This window comes from Microbispora sp. H10670 (assembly GCF_014161385.1).
GTDB classification, from domain to species: domain Bacteria; phylum Actinomycetota; class Actinomycetes; order Streptosporangiales; family Streptosporangiaceae; genus Microbispora; species Microbispora triticiradicis.
Window position 1 is genome coordinate 284294 of the sequence record NZ_JABBWW010000005.1, and the last position, 17042, is coordinate 301335.

At 72.2% G+C, this 17042-nt stretch carries 14 protein-coding genes; 6 read left to right on the forward strand and 8 right to left on the reverse strand.

What is annotated here, in order from left to right; genetic code table 11:
- Positions 1–67: 67 nt before the first annotated feature.
- The gene (locus HHX33_RS10335; protein WP_182874367.1) at positions 68–1207 is read right to left on the reverse strand and encodes a serine hydrolase domain-containing protein; all 1140 of its coding nucleotides are present in this window, start codon (positions 1205–1207) and stop codon (positions 68–70) included.
- Between the two features lie 64 nt (positions 1208–1271).
- Here HHX33_RS10335 and HHX33_RS10340 point away from each other — a divergent pair, with 64 nt between their 5' ends.
- A complete protein-coding gene (locus tag HHX33_RS10340) occupies positions 1272–1724 on the forward strand; it encodes a MarR family winged helix-turn-helix transcriptional regulator (protein WP_220501673.1) in 453 nt (150 codons plus the stop codon).
- Between the two features lie 35 nt (positions 1725–1759).
- On the opposite strand, the gene HHX33_RS10345 is transcribed toward HHX33_RS10340, so the two are convergent.
- A complete protein-coding gene (locus HHX33_RS10345) occupies positions 1760–4486 on the reverse strand; it encodes a KGGVGR-motif variant AAA ATPase (protein WP_182874368.1) in 2727 nt (908 codons plus the stop codon).
- A gap of 389 nt (positions 4487–4875) precedes the next feature.
- Positions 4876–5529: an HAD family hydrolase gene (locus HHX33_RS10350; protein WP_182874369.1), complete on the reverse strand. Its 654-nt coding sequence runs from the start codon at positions 5527–5529 to the stop codon at positions 4876–4878.
- A gap of 67 nt (positions 5530–5596) precedes the next feature.
- Between HHX33_RS10350 and HHX33_RS10355 the strand changes: the two genes are divergently transcribed.
- Positions 5597–7129 (forward strand): gamma-glutamyltransferase family protein, encoded by a 1533-nt coding sequence (locus HHX33_RS10355; protein WP_182874370.1) that lies wholly within the window; start codon positions 5597–5599, stop codon positions 7127–7129.
- Positions 7130–7237: 108 nt separating this feature from the next.
- Here HHX33_RS10355 and hrpA read toward each other — a convergent pair whose 3' ends face one another.
- The 3 genes from hrpA to ppgK form a co-directional block, all read right to left on the reverse strand.
- On the reverse strand, positions 7238–11272 hold the full coding sequence (gene hrpA, locus HHX33_RS10360; protein WP_182874371.1) for an ATP-dependent RNA helicase HrpA: 4035 nt from the start codon (positions 11270–11272) through the stop codon (positions 7238–7240).
- Positions 11273–11398: 126 nt separating this feature from the next.
- The gene (locus tag HHX33_RS37115; RefSeq protein ID WP_182874372.1) at positions 11399–12049 is read right to left on the reverse strand and encodes a winged helix-turn-helix domain-containing protein; all 651 of its coding nucleotides are present in this window, start codon (positions 12047–12049) and stop codon (positions 11399–11401) included.
- A 325-nt stretch (positions 12050–12374) separates the two neighbouring features.
- Positions 12375–13112 (reverse strand): polyphosphate--glucose phosphotransferase, encoded by a 738-nt coding sequence (gene ppgK / locus HHX33_RS10370; protein ID WP_182874373.1) that lies wholly within the window; start codon positions 13110–13112, stop codon positions 12375–12377.
- 151 nt (positions 13113–13263) lie between these two features.
- On the opposite strand from ppgK, the gene HHX33_RS10375 reads away from it, so the two are divergent.
- Positions 13264–13554, forward strand: a complete 291-nt coding sequence (locus HHX33_RS10375; RefSeq protein WP_117408272.1) for a hypothetical protein — start codon at positions 13264–13266, stop codon at positions 13552–13554.
- A 109-nt stretch (positions 13555–13663) separates the two neighbouring features.
- Here HHX33_RS10375 and HHX33_RS10380 read toward each other — a convergent pair whose 3' ends face one another.
- The gene (locus HHX33_RS10380; RefSeq protein ID WP_182874374.1) at positions 13664–14590 is read right to left on the reverse strand and encodes an NmrA family NAD(P)-binding protein; all 927 of its coding nucleotides are present in this window, start codon (positions 14588–14590) and stop codon (positions 13664–13666) included.
- A gap of 104 nt (positions 14591–14694) precedes the next feature.
- Between HHX33_RS10380 and HHX33_RS10385 the strand changes: the two genes are divergently transcribed.
- Entirely contained in the window at positions 14695–15264 is a 570-nt protein-coding gene (locus HHX33_RS10385) for a TetR/AcrR family transcriptional regulator (protein WP_182874375.1), read from the forward strand.
- A 50-nt stretch (positions 15265–15314) separates the two neighbouring features.
- Positions 15315–15857, forward strand: a complete 543-nt coding sequence (locus HHX33_RS10390; protein WP_310741293.1) for a hypothetical protein — start codon at positions 15315–15317, stop codon at positions 15855–15857.
- An 11-nt stretch (positions 15858–15868) separates the two neighbouring features.
- Here the strand turns inward: HHX33_RS10390 and HHX33_RS10395 are convergent, their stop codons facing one another.
- A complete protein-coding gene (locus tag HHX33_RS10395) occupies positions 15869–16267 on the reverse strand; it encodes a cupin domain-containing protein (protein WP_182874376.1) in 399 nt (132 codons plus the stop codon).
- 159 nt (positions 16268–16426) lie between these two features.
- On the opposite strand from HHX33_RS10395, the gene HHX33_RS10400 reads away from it, so the two are divergent.
- Positions 16427–16864 (forward strand): Hsp20/alpha crystallin family protein, encoded by a 438-nt coding sequence (locus HHX33_RS10400; RefSeq protein ID WP_117408266.1) that lies wholly within the window; start codon positions 16427–16429, stop codon positions 16862–16864.
- Positions 16865–17042 lie beyond the last annotated feature (178 nt).

Genomic DNA, 17042 nt, shown 5'->3' on the forward strand with positions numbered 1-17042 from the left:
ATCGTACGGGCGGGCAGCCGAGGCGGGCACGCCGGACGTCGCACGGCGGCGACGCGTGCCCCGCCGGTCAGAGGCAGCCGTACAGCGCCGCGACCATGGGCCGCCATCTCGGGTCCGGCCCGGCGGGACTGACGAGGAGACGGCTCGGGGTGTAGGCCAGGGCCACGCCCGCCGCCGGGTCGGCGAAGGCCAGCGCCCCGCCCGTGCCGCTGTGGCCGAAGGCGCGCGGGTCCGGCGCGAACGGCCGGATCTCACCGGGCAGCATGTAGCCGAGGGCGAACCTGGTCCCGGCGAGCAGCACCTCGTCGCGCCCCTCGCTGCGCGGCTCCACGGCGCGTCCGAGCACGTCGGGATGGAGCAGTTCACCGCACACGAGCCTGCCGTACAGGGTGGCCAGGGCCCGGGCGTTGGCGTGCCCGTTGGACGCGGGTATCTCGGCGGAGCGCCAGCGCGCGGTGTTGACCAGGCCGGGCGTGAGCTGCTCCGGCGGGTTGCAGAAGGCCTTCATGGTGATCGAGCCGGGATCCGCCATGGCCGACGCCAACGCCGGCGGGGCGGCGTCCTGCCCGGCCTGCCCGGCCTCCTCCCGGGCTTCCTGAGGTGCCGCCTCCGGAGGCGCCAGGTAGGCCGCTCGGCCCGCCTGGGCGGCGGGCAGGCCGATCGACAGTCCGGGTACGCGCAACTCGTCGCGGACCAGGTCACGCACCGGCCGCCCTCCAATCCGGCGCAGGACCTCTCCGACGAGCCAGCCGAAGGTCACCGCGTGGTACCCGTGCCGCTCGCCGGGTGGCCACCACGGGCTCTCCGCGGCGAGCGCGCCGGTCATGGCCTCCCAGTCGAACAGCGAGCCCAGCGGCAGGGTGCGGCGGACGGCGGGCAGCCCCGACCGGTGCGCCAGCAGATCGGCGATGGTGGTCGCGGTGGCGAACCCGGGCCAGTAACGGGCCACCGGGGCGTCGAGGTCGAGCAGCCCGCGCTGGACGTACAGGTGCGCGAGCGTCGCGAGCACCCCCTTGGACGCGGAGAACACGTTGACGACCGTGTCGCGCTCCCAGGCACGGCCGCCGTCCCGGTCGGCCGTGCCGTGCCAGAGGTCCACCACCAGCCGCCCGTCCGCGTACACCGCGACGGCCGCGCCGCCCGGCCGTCCCTCGCACACCTGCCGGAACGCCTCGGCGACGGGCCGGAACGCGGGATCACACCACATACGCCCTCCAAATACTCAACCTTGGTTGCGAAACCATGGTTGAGTATCAGAGCATCCTCCTGTGGTGTCAAGCGACCTGACCCTGCTGTTCGCCGCCCTCAGCGCGGCCTGCGACGCCGAGGTGCGCGCCCGGATGGCCGCGGTGGGGCACGACCGGGTGCGCACGGTGCACGGGTACGTGTTCCAGCACCTGCTCCAGGGGCCCGTACGGGTCTCCGACCTGGCCGGGCTGCTCGGCATGACCCCCCAGGGCGCGTCCAAGGTGGCGGCCGAGATGGAACGCGCCGGTTACGTCGCGCGCCGGACCGACCCCGGCGACCAGCGGGCGCGGATGATCGAACTCACGCCGTACGGCCGGGACGCGATCGAGGCGGGCCGCACCGCCCGCGCCGAGGTGTCCGCCGGAATGCTCGGCCTTCTCGACGCCCCGGAGGAGTTCCTGGCGTCGCTCGACCGGCTCGCCCGGGAGACCGGCGCCCTGAGCGACCTGCTCTCCCGCCGGCTACGTCCCCAGTGAACGACCGTGGCTCCGGACGGCCGGCGAGGCTCGGTTCAGTCGAGATTGTTGCGCTGCCTGACGAGATTGGCGATGGCCAGGATCTTGGGGCGGCCGGCGGCCTTGAAGGACAGGCCGTGACGGAAGATTTCGGGGATCCAGTACTGGTCCTCCTCGCGGAAGACGACTCCGTTGGCGGCCAGGAGATCGAGATCCTCGCCGGAGAGGCCAACGGTTTCAGGACTGAAAGGAATCTTCTTCTTCTCCGTGCCCAGGCCGTCCAGCCGGTTGAGGAGTTCCCCGACCTGCGGACTCTCCGCCCCGATCGCTGCGATCTTCTCCCGGCTGCATCGGACCAGCGCGTTCCGCATGGCGGATGGCGTCAGCAGCCGATCCGACCACCGGATGTCGTCCTTGGAGATGTCCGCCGACTCCGCGGTGAAGATGACGATGTCACGCGCCTGAATCTGCCCGTTGAAATCCGAGAGCGCAGCGAGGAACCAGCCGTCCGACCTGGCCTCCCGGGAGCGTGGCGACCCCATCTTCTCCCCCCAGACAGGTGTGAGCCGCCTGCTCAGATCCTTGTCCGTCGCCTTGGACACCTCCTCGGACGACAGACGTGGGAGGCTTCCGGAGCGCTGGGCCACCCACAGGGCGAGTCGCAGCGCCTCCGCGGGGTTCCACTTGAGCTCGTACTCGCTGTACCGGGCAAGAAACTGGTTGTAGTTCTGCCGGACCGCCGCCTGGACGAGATCCCGGCGCACGAAGATGACCAGACCGAGTGGCCGGCCCCTCAAGCTGCGCAGCCAGTCGAGGCAGTCGACCATGAGAACGCGAAGCGCCTGCCGCTGCGCCTCACTGCGAGCGAAATCCTGCAGGAGGTCCTCGAGCCCGTCGATGAGGAAGATCCGCGAGTCGCCATGGGCGAAGTCGGCCAGTTTCCGCTCCACGTCGGCCGGCTCGGCATCGATACCCACGGCCCGGGCCATGCAGGTGAGCCAGACTCGCCGCCACTCCGAGTCGGAGAGCTGTGAACGCAGCGCCCGGTCGATCAGATCGCGCAGTTCCAGTTGACTCGCGGGCTCCGCCGCTGAGGAGACGCAGGCATCGCATTGAATCGCCCTTATTCGCTGATAAGCGTCGTCCTTCAGATTCTTGGATATGAAGACGGGAGCCAGCAGGGCCTGCAGCGAGACCCCCGGAACGCCGACGTCGGCCGCGTAGTCACGCCAGGTCCGCCGGAAGCACATCTGGATCTGGGTGAACGTCTTGCCGGAACCTTTGGCACCCGCCACCACGCACAGAGGCGGCTCGGTCCGGTGCGAGGTCAGGAGGTTCCGGAGTGACTCCGTCGGCAGGAACGCCGTGTCGTCAGCGGTCTCGGCATACGCGAGCCGCCGGGCGAAGTCGCCGAGCCGTCCCCGGAGCGCGGCCAGATGCTCATCCGGGCCGAAAGGTGAGACAGGTGGACCCGCCTGCGGCAGGAACGCGGGCTCTTCTGAACGGCTCAGTTCGTCGGCGAGCGGAGCCACGGTGTGGTCGAGTCGCTGACGACGCACCAGATCGACGACGGCCTCCCAAGAAGAGGGAAGCGCCAGGAGACCGTCCTGGAACACGCTCAGTATCGGTTCCAGCGTGACGTCCCCGTCGACCACCCGGTCGTCGCTCTCCTGGCCGCCCGGCTCGAGCGTCCTGGAGATCACGTCGCGCAGCATCGCCGCGGCCCGTACGGCGAGTTCGCCGTGACCCTGAGGATGGAACTGGGTGATGACCGCCGCGCTCGCGGGATCCTCGGGGCGTGAGGGTGCCCTCCTGCCGAGTTCCTGGATGGTACGGACAGTACCGATCAGTGCTTGGTCGCTGATCGTGGTGACGAAGATTCTCTGCACACGGGGGTCCAGAAGCACAGGAGCCGACAGCTCACTGCCGCCGGCGCGCAGGTCGATCAGAACCGCTCGCGCGTCGAGTCGGTGCGCGAGTTGGCCCAGGGACTCCGTCAGGTAGTAGATCGACCGTTCGGGGGTCAGCAGGTCGGTGGGCTGGATGCGCGGTGGGGCGATGTCCTGCGGCGCGCGTCTGGTCGGCATGACGATCACGTTGTCGATCGTCTGGTTCGGCAGGTAGGCCGACCCGAGCGTCACCGCGTCGTCGGGCCGCCCGTCGTCCGACGAGTGCAGTAGCGACAGGAAGTCTTCGTAGGCGAAGTCCACCCGCCGGCCATGAGCGGTGAACATCCAGGTGATCCCGGGCGCTTCCAGATCGGCGTCGACCAGGAGCACGCGCTCGCCACGCCGGGCGATGGCCTCGGCGAGGGCGACGCCGTGCAGCGTGCGCCCTACTCCGCCCTTGAACGAGTGCAGAGCAGCGATCCGTACGTTGCCCTGGAAAGGACCGCCGGGAGGAGGCAGCGGCTGGCCGAGGGAACGGACGATCCGGCGCTCCCGCCATCGCGGCTCTCGCCTGGGCAGGTCGGGCTCCCGATGCCGGACCACGATCGGAAGCAGCCTGTTGGACAACCGTCCTGGGACGTCGTCGAGCCGGAGCGCGGCGACCTCCTCATCGCGAACGATCGAGCCCACGCCGAACTTCTCCCCCAGCCAGGAGAGTGCCTCTTCACGCGATGCGCCTGGGCCGACAGTCAGCTCCACCCCGTCCCAGAACGCGTCGGACTCGTGAAGCCAGTCGGGCCACTGATCGCGAACAGCGAGATTCGCGAGATGCGCGTCGACGTCAACCCAGGTGTAGAGGCGCTCAGGGACCGATGTCTCGTCCGGCACGATCATGTCCTCAATTCTCGCCGACACCAGTCCAGCAGCTCACGCAACACGGTGAGCGCCTCCTGCTGCTGGTCCTTCCGCAGAGGGTGGCCGTATCGCCACGCCTGGTGCAGATCGCCGAACGCCACCTGTCCAGACGCGCTCTGACTCGCGCAGGGTCGCATCCGCCTGCACAGGGAAGGGGGGAGTCTCAGTTCCTTGGCCAGCCGGTGCAGATCATGGTTCCTCAGGTGCTCGGGGAGCTGCGCGGTGGACCGCAGGCCGAGGCGGTCCAGGATGGCGGCCTTCATGCCGCATTCTGTGCCGTAGAAGGTGAGAAGAGCCGCCGGTTGCCCGCCAGGACGGCACGTGCCGGAAACCTCGCGTGTACCCGGTCGCCCTGAGCGGGGCAGAAGTCAGCCGAGGGCGGGGACCAGGTGGACGAGGTCGGTGAGTGCGTCGACGACCAGGTCGGCGCGGGCGGACTCGGGGCGGGCGGCGTGCAGGTGGCCCCAGGGGCCCCGGCGCAGCAGGGCCGTCCGCATCCCCGCCGCCGCGGCCGGGAGGACGTCGTTGTCGAGCCGGTCGCCCACGTAGAGGATCTCCTCCGGATCGTGCCCGCACACGGCCGCGACCTTGGCGAAGAACGCCGGGTCGGGCTTCTCCACGTTCCAGGCGGCGGAGGTGTGGACCCCGTCGACCGGCAGGTCCATCGCGACCAGCGCGTCGTAAGCCTGGGGCGGCTGGTTGCCCGCGACGACCAGGTCGTAGCCCGCCGCGCGCAGCGCCGCGAGGCCCGGCCGGACGTCGGGGTACAGGTCGTCGGCGTCGAAGTTCTCGCGCAGGCCGGCCGGGTCCTCGCGCCGCCAGGCCTCGATCTCGGCCTCGACGTCGATGCCCGGCCTGACCAGCTCGAAGGCCTCCCGGTGGCTTCGGTCGAGAGCCGCCATGCCGCCGAGGACGCCCATGAAGGTCAGGCGCGGCACGCCCAGCCGGTCGGCCCACCGCGACCAGATCCGGGTCTCGTCGATGAGCGTCTCCCCCACGTCGAACACGAGCGCCCGGACCATGACCATCCCATCCCTTACGTCCTGATTGACGGCAGCCACTCTACGACGTGCCGTACGATCACCGGTCGTGAGCGAGACGCGGTACGCCCTGAACGGCATGGTGTGCACGGCCGACCACCTGGCCTCGGCGGCCGGTGTCGCGATGCTCGACCGGGGCGGCAACGCGGTGGACGCCGCCATCGCCGCCAATGCCGTGCTGGCGGTCACCGCCCCGCATCTGTGCGGTCTCGGCGGCGACCTGTTCGCGCTCGTCCACGACGGCGCCGTGTCCGCGCTCAACGCGTCCGGACGGGCGGGATCGGGCGCGGACCCCGGCCGGCTGCGGACGGAGGGCCGGGACCGCATGCCGCACCTGTTCGACATCCGGTCGGTCCCGGTGCCGGGCTGCGCGGACGGATGGCTGGCGCTGCACGAGCGGTACGCCCGCCTGCCGCTCGCCGACCTGCTGGCCCCGGCGATCCGCCACGCGGCCGGCGGCTTCCCCGCCTCGCCGCTGCTGGGGCCGACGGCCGACTTCGTCGGCACGCTCGCCGGTGCGGGCGACTTCGCGGCCGTACGGCGCCCCGGAGACGTGATCCGGCGTACCGGGGTCGCCAGAGCGCTCGCCGCCCTCGCCGAAGGCGGCCGGGAAGCGTTCTACCAGGGCGAGTTCGGCGAAGGGCTGCTGGCGCTGGGCGGCGGCGAGTACACCGGGGACGACCTGGCCCGGCCGAACGCCGACTGGGTGGAGCCACTGGAGATCGAGGTGTTCGGGCACCGCGTCTGGACGACGCCGCCCAACTCGCAGGGCTACCTGCTGCTGCTCGCTCTGGAGATCCTCGCCGGGCTCGGCCCGCCCGCCGATCCGGCCGAGCCGCGCTGGGCGCACCTGCTGGTGGAGTCGGCCAGGGCGGCCGGGCACGACCGCCTCGGCGTGCTGCACGAGACGGCCGTCGCGCCCCTGGACACGGCGGATGCCCGGCGGGCCCTGGTCGATCCGGCGCGCCGCTCGCCGCTGCCGGCCGCCCCCTCCGCGTCCGGCGACACGACGTACCTGTGCGCGGTGGACGGCGACGGCATGGGCGTCTCGCTGATCCAGTCGAACGCGTCGGGCTTCGGCAGCCTGCTCTTCGAGCCGGGCACCGGCATCAACCTGCACAACCGCGGCATCGGCTTCTCGCTCACGCCCGGTCATCCCGCGGAGTACGGCCCGGGCCGCCGGCCGCCCCACACCCTGTGCCCGGCGCTGGTCACCCGCCCGGACGGGACCCTGCGCGCGGTCCTCGGCACGATGGGCGGGGACGCCCAGCCGCAGATCCTGCTGCAGATCGTCACCCGCCTCCTCCTGCACGGGCAGACGCCGGGAGAGGCCGTCGGCGCCCCCCGGTGGCGGCTGAGCGGCGGCGACACCGGCTTCGACACCTGGCGGTCCGATCAGGGGGTCGAGGTCGAGGAGGGGGCGCCGTGGGCGGACGGCCTGCGCGAGCGCGGCCATCCGGTCGGGACGGCCGCGTACGGCACGGGCTTCGGGCACGCCCACCTGATCGACCTGCTCCCGTCGGGCGCGCTCGCCGGGGCGGCCGACCCCCGCGCCCTCATCGGCGCCGCGCTCGGCCGCTGAAAGCCCGGCGCCGAGACCCACCGCCCGGGCCCGTGTCCCCTGAGACGTGCCCCCTCAACCGGGCTCAGCCGGGCCGCGAGACCCGCCCCGGGGCCGCCGGCGCCGGGGTCACCCGGCCCGGGCGGCGGACTCGGCCTGCTCGACAGCCTTCCGGATGCGCTTCTCGGAGACCGGTGTCGGGGTGCCGATCTGCTGGGCGAAGAAGCTCACCCGCAGTTCCTCGATCATCCACCGGATGTCCCGTACGGCCTTGGCGTCCCGCTCGGCGGGCTTCAGCCGGTCGAGCAGGTCGCGGTAGTCGTCCTCGACGTCGTGCACCCGGTGCATCCACTCGCGGTCGCGGCCGGGGTCGTCGGGGAGCTTGTCCAGCCGCCGCTCGACCGCGCGCAGGTAGCGGAGCACGTCCGGCAGCCGGTCGTACCCCGTCTCGGTGACGAACCCGGCGTGGACCAGCGCGTCGAGCTGGTCGCGGACGTCGGCGGCGAGGTCGGCGACGGCGCCGCCCAGCGCGTCCAGCCGCGTCTGCGCGGTGTGCCACACCGCGAGCACGCGCTCCACCCGGGTGACGACCTCCTCCGTCGTCTCGAACAGCGAGGCGCGCACGTGGTCGCGCAGCCGCTCGAAGGCGGCCTCGTCCCACGCGGGCCCGCCCGCCTCGGCGATCAGCCGGTCGGCCGCGCACTCCGTGCAGTCGTCGAACAGGGCGGCGGCGCCGCCGTGCGGGCTGCGGCTGAGGGCGAGCTTCTGCGCGGTGGTCAGCCCGCGCAGGATGGCCTTGGCCGGGCTGACCACCGTGAGCAGCACCAGCCGCCGGGTGCCCGCCCACATCGCCCGGTCCCGCTCGGCCTCGGTGTCGAACATCCGGACCGCGACGCTGCCGCCCTCGTCCACCAGGGCCGGGTACGCGCGCATCCTGCCCTGCTCGAACACCTTCGGCAGGGTGCCGATCGTCCAGCTCCGCAGGCCGTCGCGCTCCAGGTCGTCGGCGGCCCTCGACAGGGTGGCGCGCAGCTTGGAGGCGAGCCGCCGCTTGAGGGCCTCCAGGTCCTTGTCCTCGTCCACCGTGCGCCTGCGGTCGTCGATCACCCGGTAGGTGATCCGCAGGTGCGCGGGGAGCTGGTCGAGCGCCCAGGCGTCGCGCGGGATCGCCACCCCGGTCATCGCGTGCAACTCGCGCTCCAGCGCGCCGAGGATGGGCTCGCCGCCCGCCCGTACGCGTTCCAGCACGGCCTTGGCGTAGTTGGGGGCGGGCACGAAGTTGCGGCGCAGGTGCTTCGGCAGCGACCTGATGAGGGCGGTGACGAGGTCCTCCCGCAGACCCGGGATCTGCCAGTCGAAGCCCTCCGGCTCCACCTGGTTGAGCACGGCGAGCGGGATGTGGACGGTCACGCCGTCCGCCTCCCCCGTCTCCGGCGCACCGGGCTCGAACCGGTAGGTGAGCCGCATCCGCTGGCCGTTCTGCCGCCAGGCGTCGGGGTAGTCGCGGGCGCTGACCCCGGCGCTGTCGTTGACCAGCATCTCCTGGGTGAACGTCAGCAGTTCGGGCGTCTCGCGGGACGCCTTCTTCCACCAGCTGTCGAAGTGCCGGCCCGAGACCACCTCGGCGGGGATCCGCTGGTCGTAGAAGTCGAACAGCGTCTCGTCGTCGACGAGGATGTCGCGGCGGCGGGCCTTCTCCTCCAGTTGCCCGACCTCGTCGAGCAGCTTGCGGTTGTCGTGGAAGAACCTGTGGTGGGTCCGCCAGTCGCCCTCGACCAGCGCGTGCCGGATGAACAGCTCACGGCTGAGCTCGGGGTCGATGCGGCCGTAGTTGACCTTCCGCTCGGTCACGATCGGCACGCCGTACAGGGTGACCTTCTCCAGCGCGACGACGGCGGCCTGGTCCTTCTCCCAGTGCGGCTCGCTGTAGGTGCGCTTGACGAGGTGCTGGGCGAGCGGCTCGATCCACTCGGGCTCGATCCTGGCGTTGACCCGGGCCCACAGCCGGGAGGTCTCGACCAGCTCGGCCGACATGACCCACTGCGGCTGCGTCTTGGCCAGGGCCGAGCCGGGGAAGATGGCGAATCGGGCGTTGCGGGCGCCGATGTACTCGGTGAGCGGACGGCGCGGGCCGTCCTGCCTGCGCTTGGCCTCGACGTCCTTGACGCCGATGTGCGACAGCAGACCGGCCAGCAGCGACTCGTGCACGCGCCGGGGATCGGCGGGCGCGCTGTTGGGCACGACGTTCAGCGTCCGCGCCACCTGGCGGAGCTGGCTGTCGATGTCCTGCCACTCCCGTACGCGCAGGTAGTTGAGGAACTCGGCCTTGCACAACCGCCGGAACGCGCCCGACGACAGCTCCTTCTGCCGTTCGCGCAGGTAGTTCCAGAGGTTCAGGTAGGTCAGGAAGTCGGATTCCTTGTCCGCGAAGCGGCGGTGCTTCTCGTCGGCCGCCTGCTGCTTGTCGGCCGGGCGTTCGCGCGGGTCCTGGATGGACAGCGCGGCCGCGATGATCATCACTTCGCGGGCGCAGCCGTTCTTCTCCGCCTCCAGCACCATCCGGGCCAGCCGGGGGTCGACCGGCAGCTGGGCGAGCCTGCGTCCCACCGGAGTGAGCTGCGGCCCCTGCCGCGCCTCCCGCCCCGGACCCCGTCCGCCCCGGCCTCCGGCCCTCTCGGCGCCCCGGTCTCCACTTCGCTCGGCGCTCCGGTCGCCGTCCTGCTCGGCATTCCGGTCCGCACTTCGGTCGGCGCTCCGGTCGGCGAGGGCGCCGAGCTCGACCAGCAGGTTGACGCCGTCCCTGATCTGGCGGCTGTCCGGCGGCTCCACGAACGGGAACGCCGCGATGTCGCCCAGGCCCAGCGAGGTCATCTGCAGGATGACGCTCGCCAGGTTCGTACGCAGGATCTCCGGGTCGGTGAACTCGGGGCGGGAGAGGAAGTCCTCCTCCGAGTAGAGGCGGATGCAGACGCCGTCGGACGTACGGCCGCAGCGGCCCTTGCGCTGGTTGGCCGAGGCCTGCGACACCGGCTCGATCGGCAGCCGCTGCACCTTCAGCCGGTGGCTGTACCGGGAGATCCGCGCCGTGCCGGGGTCCACCACGTACTTGATGCCCGGCACGGTCAGCGACGTCTCGGCCACGTTGGTGGCCAGCACGATCCGGCGGCCGCGATGGGACTGGAACACCCGGTGCTGCTCGGCGGCCGTCAGCCGCGCGTACAGCGGGAGGACCTCCTCCGGGCGTCCCTTGAGCGCGTCGGCGGTGTCGCGGATCTCCCGCTCGCCGCTGAGGAAGACCAGGATGTCGCCCGGCCCCTCGGCGCAGAGCTCGTCCACCGCGTCCACGATGGCCTGGGTCTGGTCGTCGTCCTCGTCGATCGGGCGGTAGCGCACCTCGACCGGGTAGGTCCGGCCGGACACCTCGACGATCGGCGCCGGGTCGCCGCCCGGGGCGGCGAAGTGCCGGGCGAACCGCTCGGGGTCGATGGTCGCGGAGGTGATGACGACCTTGAGATCGGGCCGCCGGGGAAGGAGCTGGCGGATATAGCCGAGGATGAAGTCGATGTTGAGGCTGCGTTCGTGCGCCTCGTCGATGATCAGCGTGTCGTACTGCAGCAGGAGCGGGTCGGTCTGCATCTCCGCGAGGAGGATGCCGTCGGTCATCAGCTTGACGAGCGTCCCGTCGCTGGAGTGGTCGGTGAAGCGGACCTTGTAGCCGACCGCCGATCCGAGGTCGATCGACAGCTCCTCCGCGATGCGTTCGGCGACCGTGCGGGCGGCGATGCGGCGGGGCTGGGTGTGCCCGATGACCCCGTGGACGCCCCGGCCCAGCTCCAGGCAGATCTTGGGGATCTGGGTGGTCTTGCCCGAGCCGGTCTCCCCGGCCACGATCACGACCTGGTGGTCCCTGATGGCCGCGAGCAGGTCGTCCTTGTGCCGGCTGACCGGGAGATCGGGGGGATAGCTGATGACCGGCACGGCCGCGCGGCGCTCGGCCACGCGGCGTTCGGCGGCCTCCACGTCCCCCGCGATCTCCTGGACGACGGACTGGCGGGAGGCGCGGTCGCGGACCCGGCGCATGCCGTCGATACGGCGGCGCAGCCTGCGCTGGTCGCGCAGCATCAGATCGGGGATACGGCCCTGGAGATCGGCGAGCGTGTTCATTCCAGGCTCAAGGATAGGCAACGCACCCGGCCGATCTGCCAGCCGTTTTCGAACCGCGCGGCGGGCGGCCCGCCGGAGGAGACCGCCGAGGGCCGGCCGGGCACCCCCGCCACGGCCCTGGGGGCCTCAGTGGCGGCGCGGGGGCTGGTACTTGTATCCCACGTTCCGGACGGTGACGATCCGTCCGGCGTGCCTGCCGAGCTTGCGGCGCAGCCTGAGCACGTGCACGTCGACCGTGCGCCCGCCCTCCTCGTCGTACCGGTCCCAGACGGCCGCCATGAGCTGGCGGCGGTTGTAGACCCGGCCCGGCGCCGAGGTGAGGTAGTCGAGAAGCTCGAACTCGCGGTAGGTGAGCTCGATCTCCTCGCCGCCGCTGCGCACCACCCGCGCGGTCCGGTCCAGGACCAGGTCCTCCTCCGGGAGGGACACGGCGGAGAACTCGTGCCACGCCGGTCCTGGCGCCCGCTCCCGCGTGGCCGGCGTCCCGGCGGTGGCGGCGGACGGCGGTCCGCCCGCGATGGCGGATCCGGCGGACTCGACGGCCGCCCTGGCCGTCCTGCCCACCGCGTCGCTCGCCTCCCCGGCGGCCGGACGGGGCGTCCGGGCCGGTACGTCCAGGGACGTGTCGGCGGGCACGAGATAGCCCACGATCATCAGCGCGGCCCCGGTGCCCGGCACGGGAAGCACGCCGAGCACCGATCCCTGCCCGGGGTCCGGGGGCTCGTGGCCGTGCTCGTACCCCCGTACGCCGGAATCGATCACATTCTGGTGGGACATGTCGCTTCTCCTCGCCTGTCGCAAGAGGGCCTGTCGTGCACGGGCCTGTCGCGTACGGGATGCCTGTCTTACGGAATGGTGGTGACCACGGTCGCCGGCGGGTCGTCGACGGGTGGTCAACAGGCGGCGGCGCAGACGCGCAGCAGGTCGATGTGCCGGCGTTGGGTCAGCCCGCCCGAGGAGTTCATGAGTCAATCATGACAGCGAAATTACCCGCTGTCCAGGTAGGAATAAGGGAGATCTATCGTCCGAGGCAGGCCGGCACAGCGCAGGCAGACCCAGGGCAGGCGTACCCAGGGCATGCCGGCACAGCGCCGGCGGACACTCAGGGCAGGCGCGCGGCGCCCACTGCGGCCATCGCGGCGCCGATGATCCCGGCCTCGTTCCGCAGCTCCGCCGGCACCACGGGGGTGTCCCCCAGGTGGACGTGCGGCAGGAACTTCTCCGCCTTCTTGCTCACGCCTCCGCCGACGACGATCAGGGTGGGAGACAGCAGGTCGCGCATGTGCGCGAGGTACTCCTCGACGCGCTCGGCCCACTCGTCCCAGTCCAGGTCCTCCTCCTCGCGCACCCGGTCGGAGGCGCGGTGCTCGGCCTCCTTGCCGCGGATCTCGACATGGCCGAACTCGGTGTTGGGCACCAGATGTCCGTCCACGAACAGCGCGCTGCCGATCCCGGTGCCGAAGGTCAGCATCAGGACCACCCCGGGCCTGCCCCGCCCCGCGCCGAACGTCATCTCGGCGACCCCGGCCGCGTCGGCGTCGTTGAGGACGACCGACTGGTCGCCGAACAGGTCGGCGCCCTTCACCCCGATCCACGACTTGTCGACGTTGGCGGCCGTACGGATGACGCCGTCGAGGACCACTCCGGGGAAGGTGACGCCGATCGGGCCGGTCCAGGAGAAGTGGTCCACGATCGCCTGCACGGCCGCGGCGACGGCCCCCGGCGAGGAGGGACGCGGCGTCGGGACGCGCAGGCGCTCACGGGTGAGCGTCCCGGTGAGCGTGTCCACGGTGGCGCCCTTGATCCCCGAGCCGCCGATGTCGATGCCCAGAACTTCCATGACTTCCCTCCCGGTCCGGCTTCACGGCTACCCCGCAGGCCTGTCCTCATGCGCGGTCGCGAGTATCGCACGCCTTCACGGGCCCGGCGGGTTACGTCAGAAGAGGCCGGGTAGCCCACAAATAGGGGCAAATCACCACAAGGGGGACACCATGATCAAGACGCTTCACAAAATAGGGCTCCGCTCCAACATGATGTACGGCGCGGCGTTCGGGTCGATCGGCATGTCGATCGCCTCCTGGATCATCTCGAACAAATACGAGCAGGCGGGCATCGAACGCGCGGACCGCTGGGCGCTGTTCGTCGGCGAGTGGGCCCCGACCTTCTTCGCGATGGGCATCGCCCTGCAGCTTGAGGAGATGTCCGAGGAGAAGGGGCGCGAGACCCCCGAGTGGCAGGAGCAGAGCAGCGACATCCGCCGCCCCACCCGCGCGGGCGTCTAGCGGGCGCTCCGTGAGCGGCCCGGAGGGACCGGACGGCCCCTCCGGGCCGCCTCGCGCCCACCCGTGCTCACACGCGCCCGCCCCGGGCCGTGTCCCGGCGAAGGGCCCGTCAGGCCTCGGCCCGGAAGTGCGCCCGCGCCCATTCCTCGAAGGTCGTGAGCGGGATGCCGAAGGCCCGCGCGTACTCCGGGCGGGCGGGCTGGCCGACCGTGTCGATGTACTCGTGTGAGGTGACGCCCGCGCCCGGCATTCCCGCGGCGATCGCCTCCTCCATGGTCATGTCGGGCGCGGCCAGCTCCGTGCCCAGGACGCGGGAGAGAACCCCGGCGATCTCCGTCATCGAGAGGTAATCACTGGCCAGTTCCAGCTCGACCTCGTGGAACCGGTCCGGCTCGGCGAAGGCCGCGGCGGCCGCTGCCCCGATGTCGCCGGCCGCGACGAGGGAGAGCCGGGTGCCGGGCCGCAGCACGGTCACGATCCCGCCCTCGACGCCGCGGGGAAGCAGGTAGGCCGTCGACGGCAGGAAGTTCTCCATGAAGAACCCCGGCTTGATGATCGTCCAGCGCGTGAAGCCCGCCTTCCGCACCCGGTCCTGGGCCTCGGCCTTGGCGGTGAGGGCGGGCTCTATCGACGTCCAGCGGCCTTCGGCCCAGCCGGGGGCCTCGGTGTGCCGCCCCGCGCCCGTGACGGACGTGTGCACGAACTGCGGCACGCCCGCGGCCAGGGCGCCCTCGACCAGGTTGACGGCCTGGGCCACCTCGCCCTCGAAGTCGTAGGCGTCTCCCTTGACCGGGGGCATCTGCACCGAGAAGACGCCCCGGGCCCCCCTCGCGGCCCTGACCACGGAGTCGCGGTCGTTGAGGTCGCCGGTGACCAGTTCGGCGCCGAGCTCCTCGACCGCCCTCGCCCGGGCGGACGTGGGGTCGCGGACCAGCGCCCGGACGGGGACACCGTTCGCGAGCAGGGCGCGGGCGGTGGCGCCGCCCTGCCGTCCGGTGGCGCCGGTGACCAGAACGGGTGCGGAATCGGTGGACATGAGACCCCTCCTACAGGTGGGCTGTCACTAAACGGCGGACCCCGCCGTTTATGCTTCGGTAAGATACGGCGGACCCCGCCAGTTAGCAACCGTGAGGTGACGCGATGCCCGCCCAGCGTGCGGACGCCCGGCGCAACTACGGCCTCCTGCTCGCCGTGGCCAAGGAGGAGATCGCCGCGCACGGTCCCGACGCCTCCCTGGAGCGGATCGCGCGCGTCGCGGGGGTCGGGTCCGCCACGTTGCGCCGGCACTTTCCCAGCCGTCACGCCCTGCTGGAGGCGGTCTTCCGCGAACGGGTCGAGACTCTGTGCGCCCGCGCCCGCGAGCTGACCGGCGGGTCCGACACCCGGGCCGCGCTGCTGGAGTGGCTGAGCGCCGTCGTCGCGGACGCCGCGACCATCCGGGGGCTGGCCACCGCGCTGACCCTCGACCCCGCGATCGACACCGGCGCGGCGCACGAGTACTGCTGCTCGGCGCAGCTCACCGAGGCGGGCGAGCCACTGGTGCGCCGCGCCGCGGACGACGGCGCGCTGGCGCCGGGCGTGACCATCGCCGACCTGCTCACCCTGATCACCGGCATCGCCCTGGCCACGGAGCACCGTCCGGACGCCGCCGCCGAGGCGGACCGGCTGCTCGGCCTGGCCGTGGCGGGAGTCAGCCCCAGCCGGCGGTGAGCGGAGGGAGTGCCGCCCGGACTCCGGCGGCTCCGCCAGGCTCGGCGCGCGTGACACCGGACCCCGCCGCCGTCGCGCACTGGCTGCGCATGCGGCCCGCCCGCGCGGGCGGCACCCGCGTCCTGGCCGTCGAGGGACGTTCGGGTGCGGGCAAGTCGACGCTGGCCGCCGCCGTGGCCGCGGCGCTCGTCGCGCCGGTCGTCCGCATGGACGACCTGTACGACGGCTGGGACGGCCTGCAGGCCGGGGTGGACGCCCTGATGGAGTGGGTGCTGCGACCGCTCGGCCTCGGCCGCCCGGCACGCTGGCGGCGCTACGACTGGGCACGTGGCGAGTACGCGGAATGGCACGAGATCGCCGGGGCGGACACCCTTGTGATCGAGGGCGTGGGCTGCGGCGCCCGCGAGGCCGGGCCGTACCTCGGCGGGCTGGTGTGGCTGGAGGCCGGCGAGGAGGTCCGCCGGGCGCGGGCGCTCGCCCGTGACGGCGAGACGTACGCGCCCCACTGGCGGCGCTGGGCCGAACAGGAGGAGCGGTACTACGCCCGCCACGACGTGCGTTCCCGGGCCGGCCTCGTCGTCGTCACCGGCTGAGGCGCCGCCGATCAGCCCAGGCCGGCGCGGTACTCCTCGTCGCTGACCGGCCCGTGCCAGTGGGTCTTGCCGCTCGCCGTGACGGCGAGGTGCACCAGCGTGTCGTCGGCGGCGGCGCCGTGCCAGTGCTTCTCACCCGGCTCCACGTGGACCCAGTCGCCCGGCCCGATGGGCGTGCCCCCGGTCTCGCCCCAGCGCACCACCACCCCGCGTCCCGACACCACGTACAGCGCCTGCTCACCGTCGTGGGTGTGCCAGCCCGAGCGGGCCTGCGGTTCGTAGGAGAAACGCTGGGCACGCAGGCCGTCCGGCCGCACCGCCTCCAGCGCCTCCGCCTCCCACACGCCGTCGGTGAACCTGTCCGGTCCCGGCCGGGTGGCCTTCATGTCACTCTCGCGTACGAACCTCATCGCGCACTCCCTTCACCGCGGGCCGGTCGGGCCGTTCCGGCACCGCCCGCACCCGTCTCCGCATCCTGCATCACGCGGCGGCGGCCAGCTATGGCGATTTGCCTGATTTATGCCGGGTACGTCTCTTCTGATGAGTTCTGCCGGACGGAGGTGACAGCCATGAGCGTTCCGATGCGGCGGGAGTCCCGGGGCCTCGTGCCCGACCTGTTCGACCTGCTGGAGGCGCCGCTGGCCGCGATGAGGCCGATGGCCGGCCAGCAGATGCGGCTGGAGGACTACGTCAGGAACGGCCGGTACGTGCTGCGGGCGGAACTGCCCGGCATCGACCCGGAGAAGGACGTCGAGATCAGTGTGTCGAACGGGGTTCTGACCATCCACGCCGAACGGCGCCACGAGGAGCGGCAGGGGCACCGCACCGAGTTCCGGTACGGGACCTTCACCCGGTCCGTCGTGCTGCCCCCGAACGTGGACGAGAATGACGTGAAGGCCACCTATGACCAGGGCATCCTGGAGGTGAGCGTACGGCTCGCCGAGGAGCGGGAGGAGCGCAGGCGCATCCCGATCGAGCGGCCGGAGGGACAGCGGCAGCAGGACTGACGGGCCCGGGAGCACCGGCGCCGCCCCAGAGCCCACCAGGGCCCGCCAGGGCCCGCCACCACGGCCCGCCCGACCGGGCGGGCCGACCGCGGCCGGGCCACCTGCCCAGGCCGTCAGGGCCACCTGCCCAGTCCGCCGACTGCCGGGCCTTTCGGTCACGCGCCCGGACCGTCACCCG

What these genes read in the sequence shown, in the direction of transcription:
- HHX33_RS10375 (WP_117408272.1), top strand. Translation starts at nt 13,264, where the DNA reads ATGATCAAGACGCTTCACAAAATAGGGCTCCGCTCCAACATGATGTAC.
- HHX33_RS10335 (WP_182874367.1), bottom strand. Translation starts at nt 1,207, where the DNA reads ATGTGGTGTGATCCCGCGTTCCGGCCCGTCGCCGAGGCGTTCCGGCAG.
- hrpA (WP_182874371.1), bottom strand. Translation starts at nt 11,272, where the DNA reads ATGAACACGCTCGCCGATCTCCAGGGCCGTATCCCCGATCTGATGCTG.
- HHX33_RS10400 (WP_117408266.1), top strand. Translation starts at nt 16,427, where the DNA reads ATGAGCGTTCCGATGCGGCGGGAGTCCCGGGGCCTCGTGCCCGACCTG.
- HHX33_RS10350 (WP_182874369.1), bottom strand. Translation starts at nt 5,529, where the DNA reads ATGGTCCGGGCGCTCGTGTTCGACGTGGGGGAGACGCTCATCGACGAG.
- ppgK (WP_182874373.1), bottom strand. Translation starts at nt 13,112, where the DNA reads ATGGAAGTTCTGGGCATCGACATCGGCGGCTCGGGGATCAAGGGCGCC.
- HHX33_RS10385 (WP_182874375.1), top strand. Translation starts at nt 14,695, where the DNA reads ATGCCCGCCCAGCGTGCGGACGCCCGGCGCAACTACGGCCTCCTGCTC.
- HHX33_RS10380 (WP_182874374.1), bottom strand. Translation starts at nt 14,590, where the DNA reads ATGTCCACCGATTCCGCACCCGTTCTGGTCACCGGCGCCACCGGACGG.
- HHX33_RS10345 (WP_182874368.1), bottom strand. Translation starts at nt 4,486, where the DNA reads ATGATCGTGCCGGACGAGACATCGGTCCCTGAGCGCCTCTACACCTGG.
- HHX33_RS10395 (WP_182874376.1), bottom strand. Translation starts at nt 16,267, where the DNA reads ATGAGGTTCGTACGCGAGAGTGACATGAAGGCCACCCGGCCGGGACCG.
- HHX33_RS37115 (WP_182874372.1), bottom strand. Translation starts at nt 12,049, where the DNA reads ATGTCCCACCAGAATGTGATCGATTCCGGCGTACGGGGGTACGAGCAC.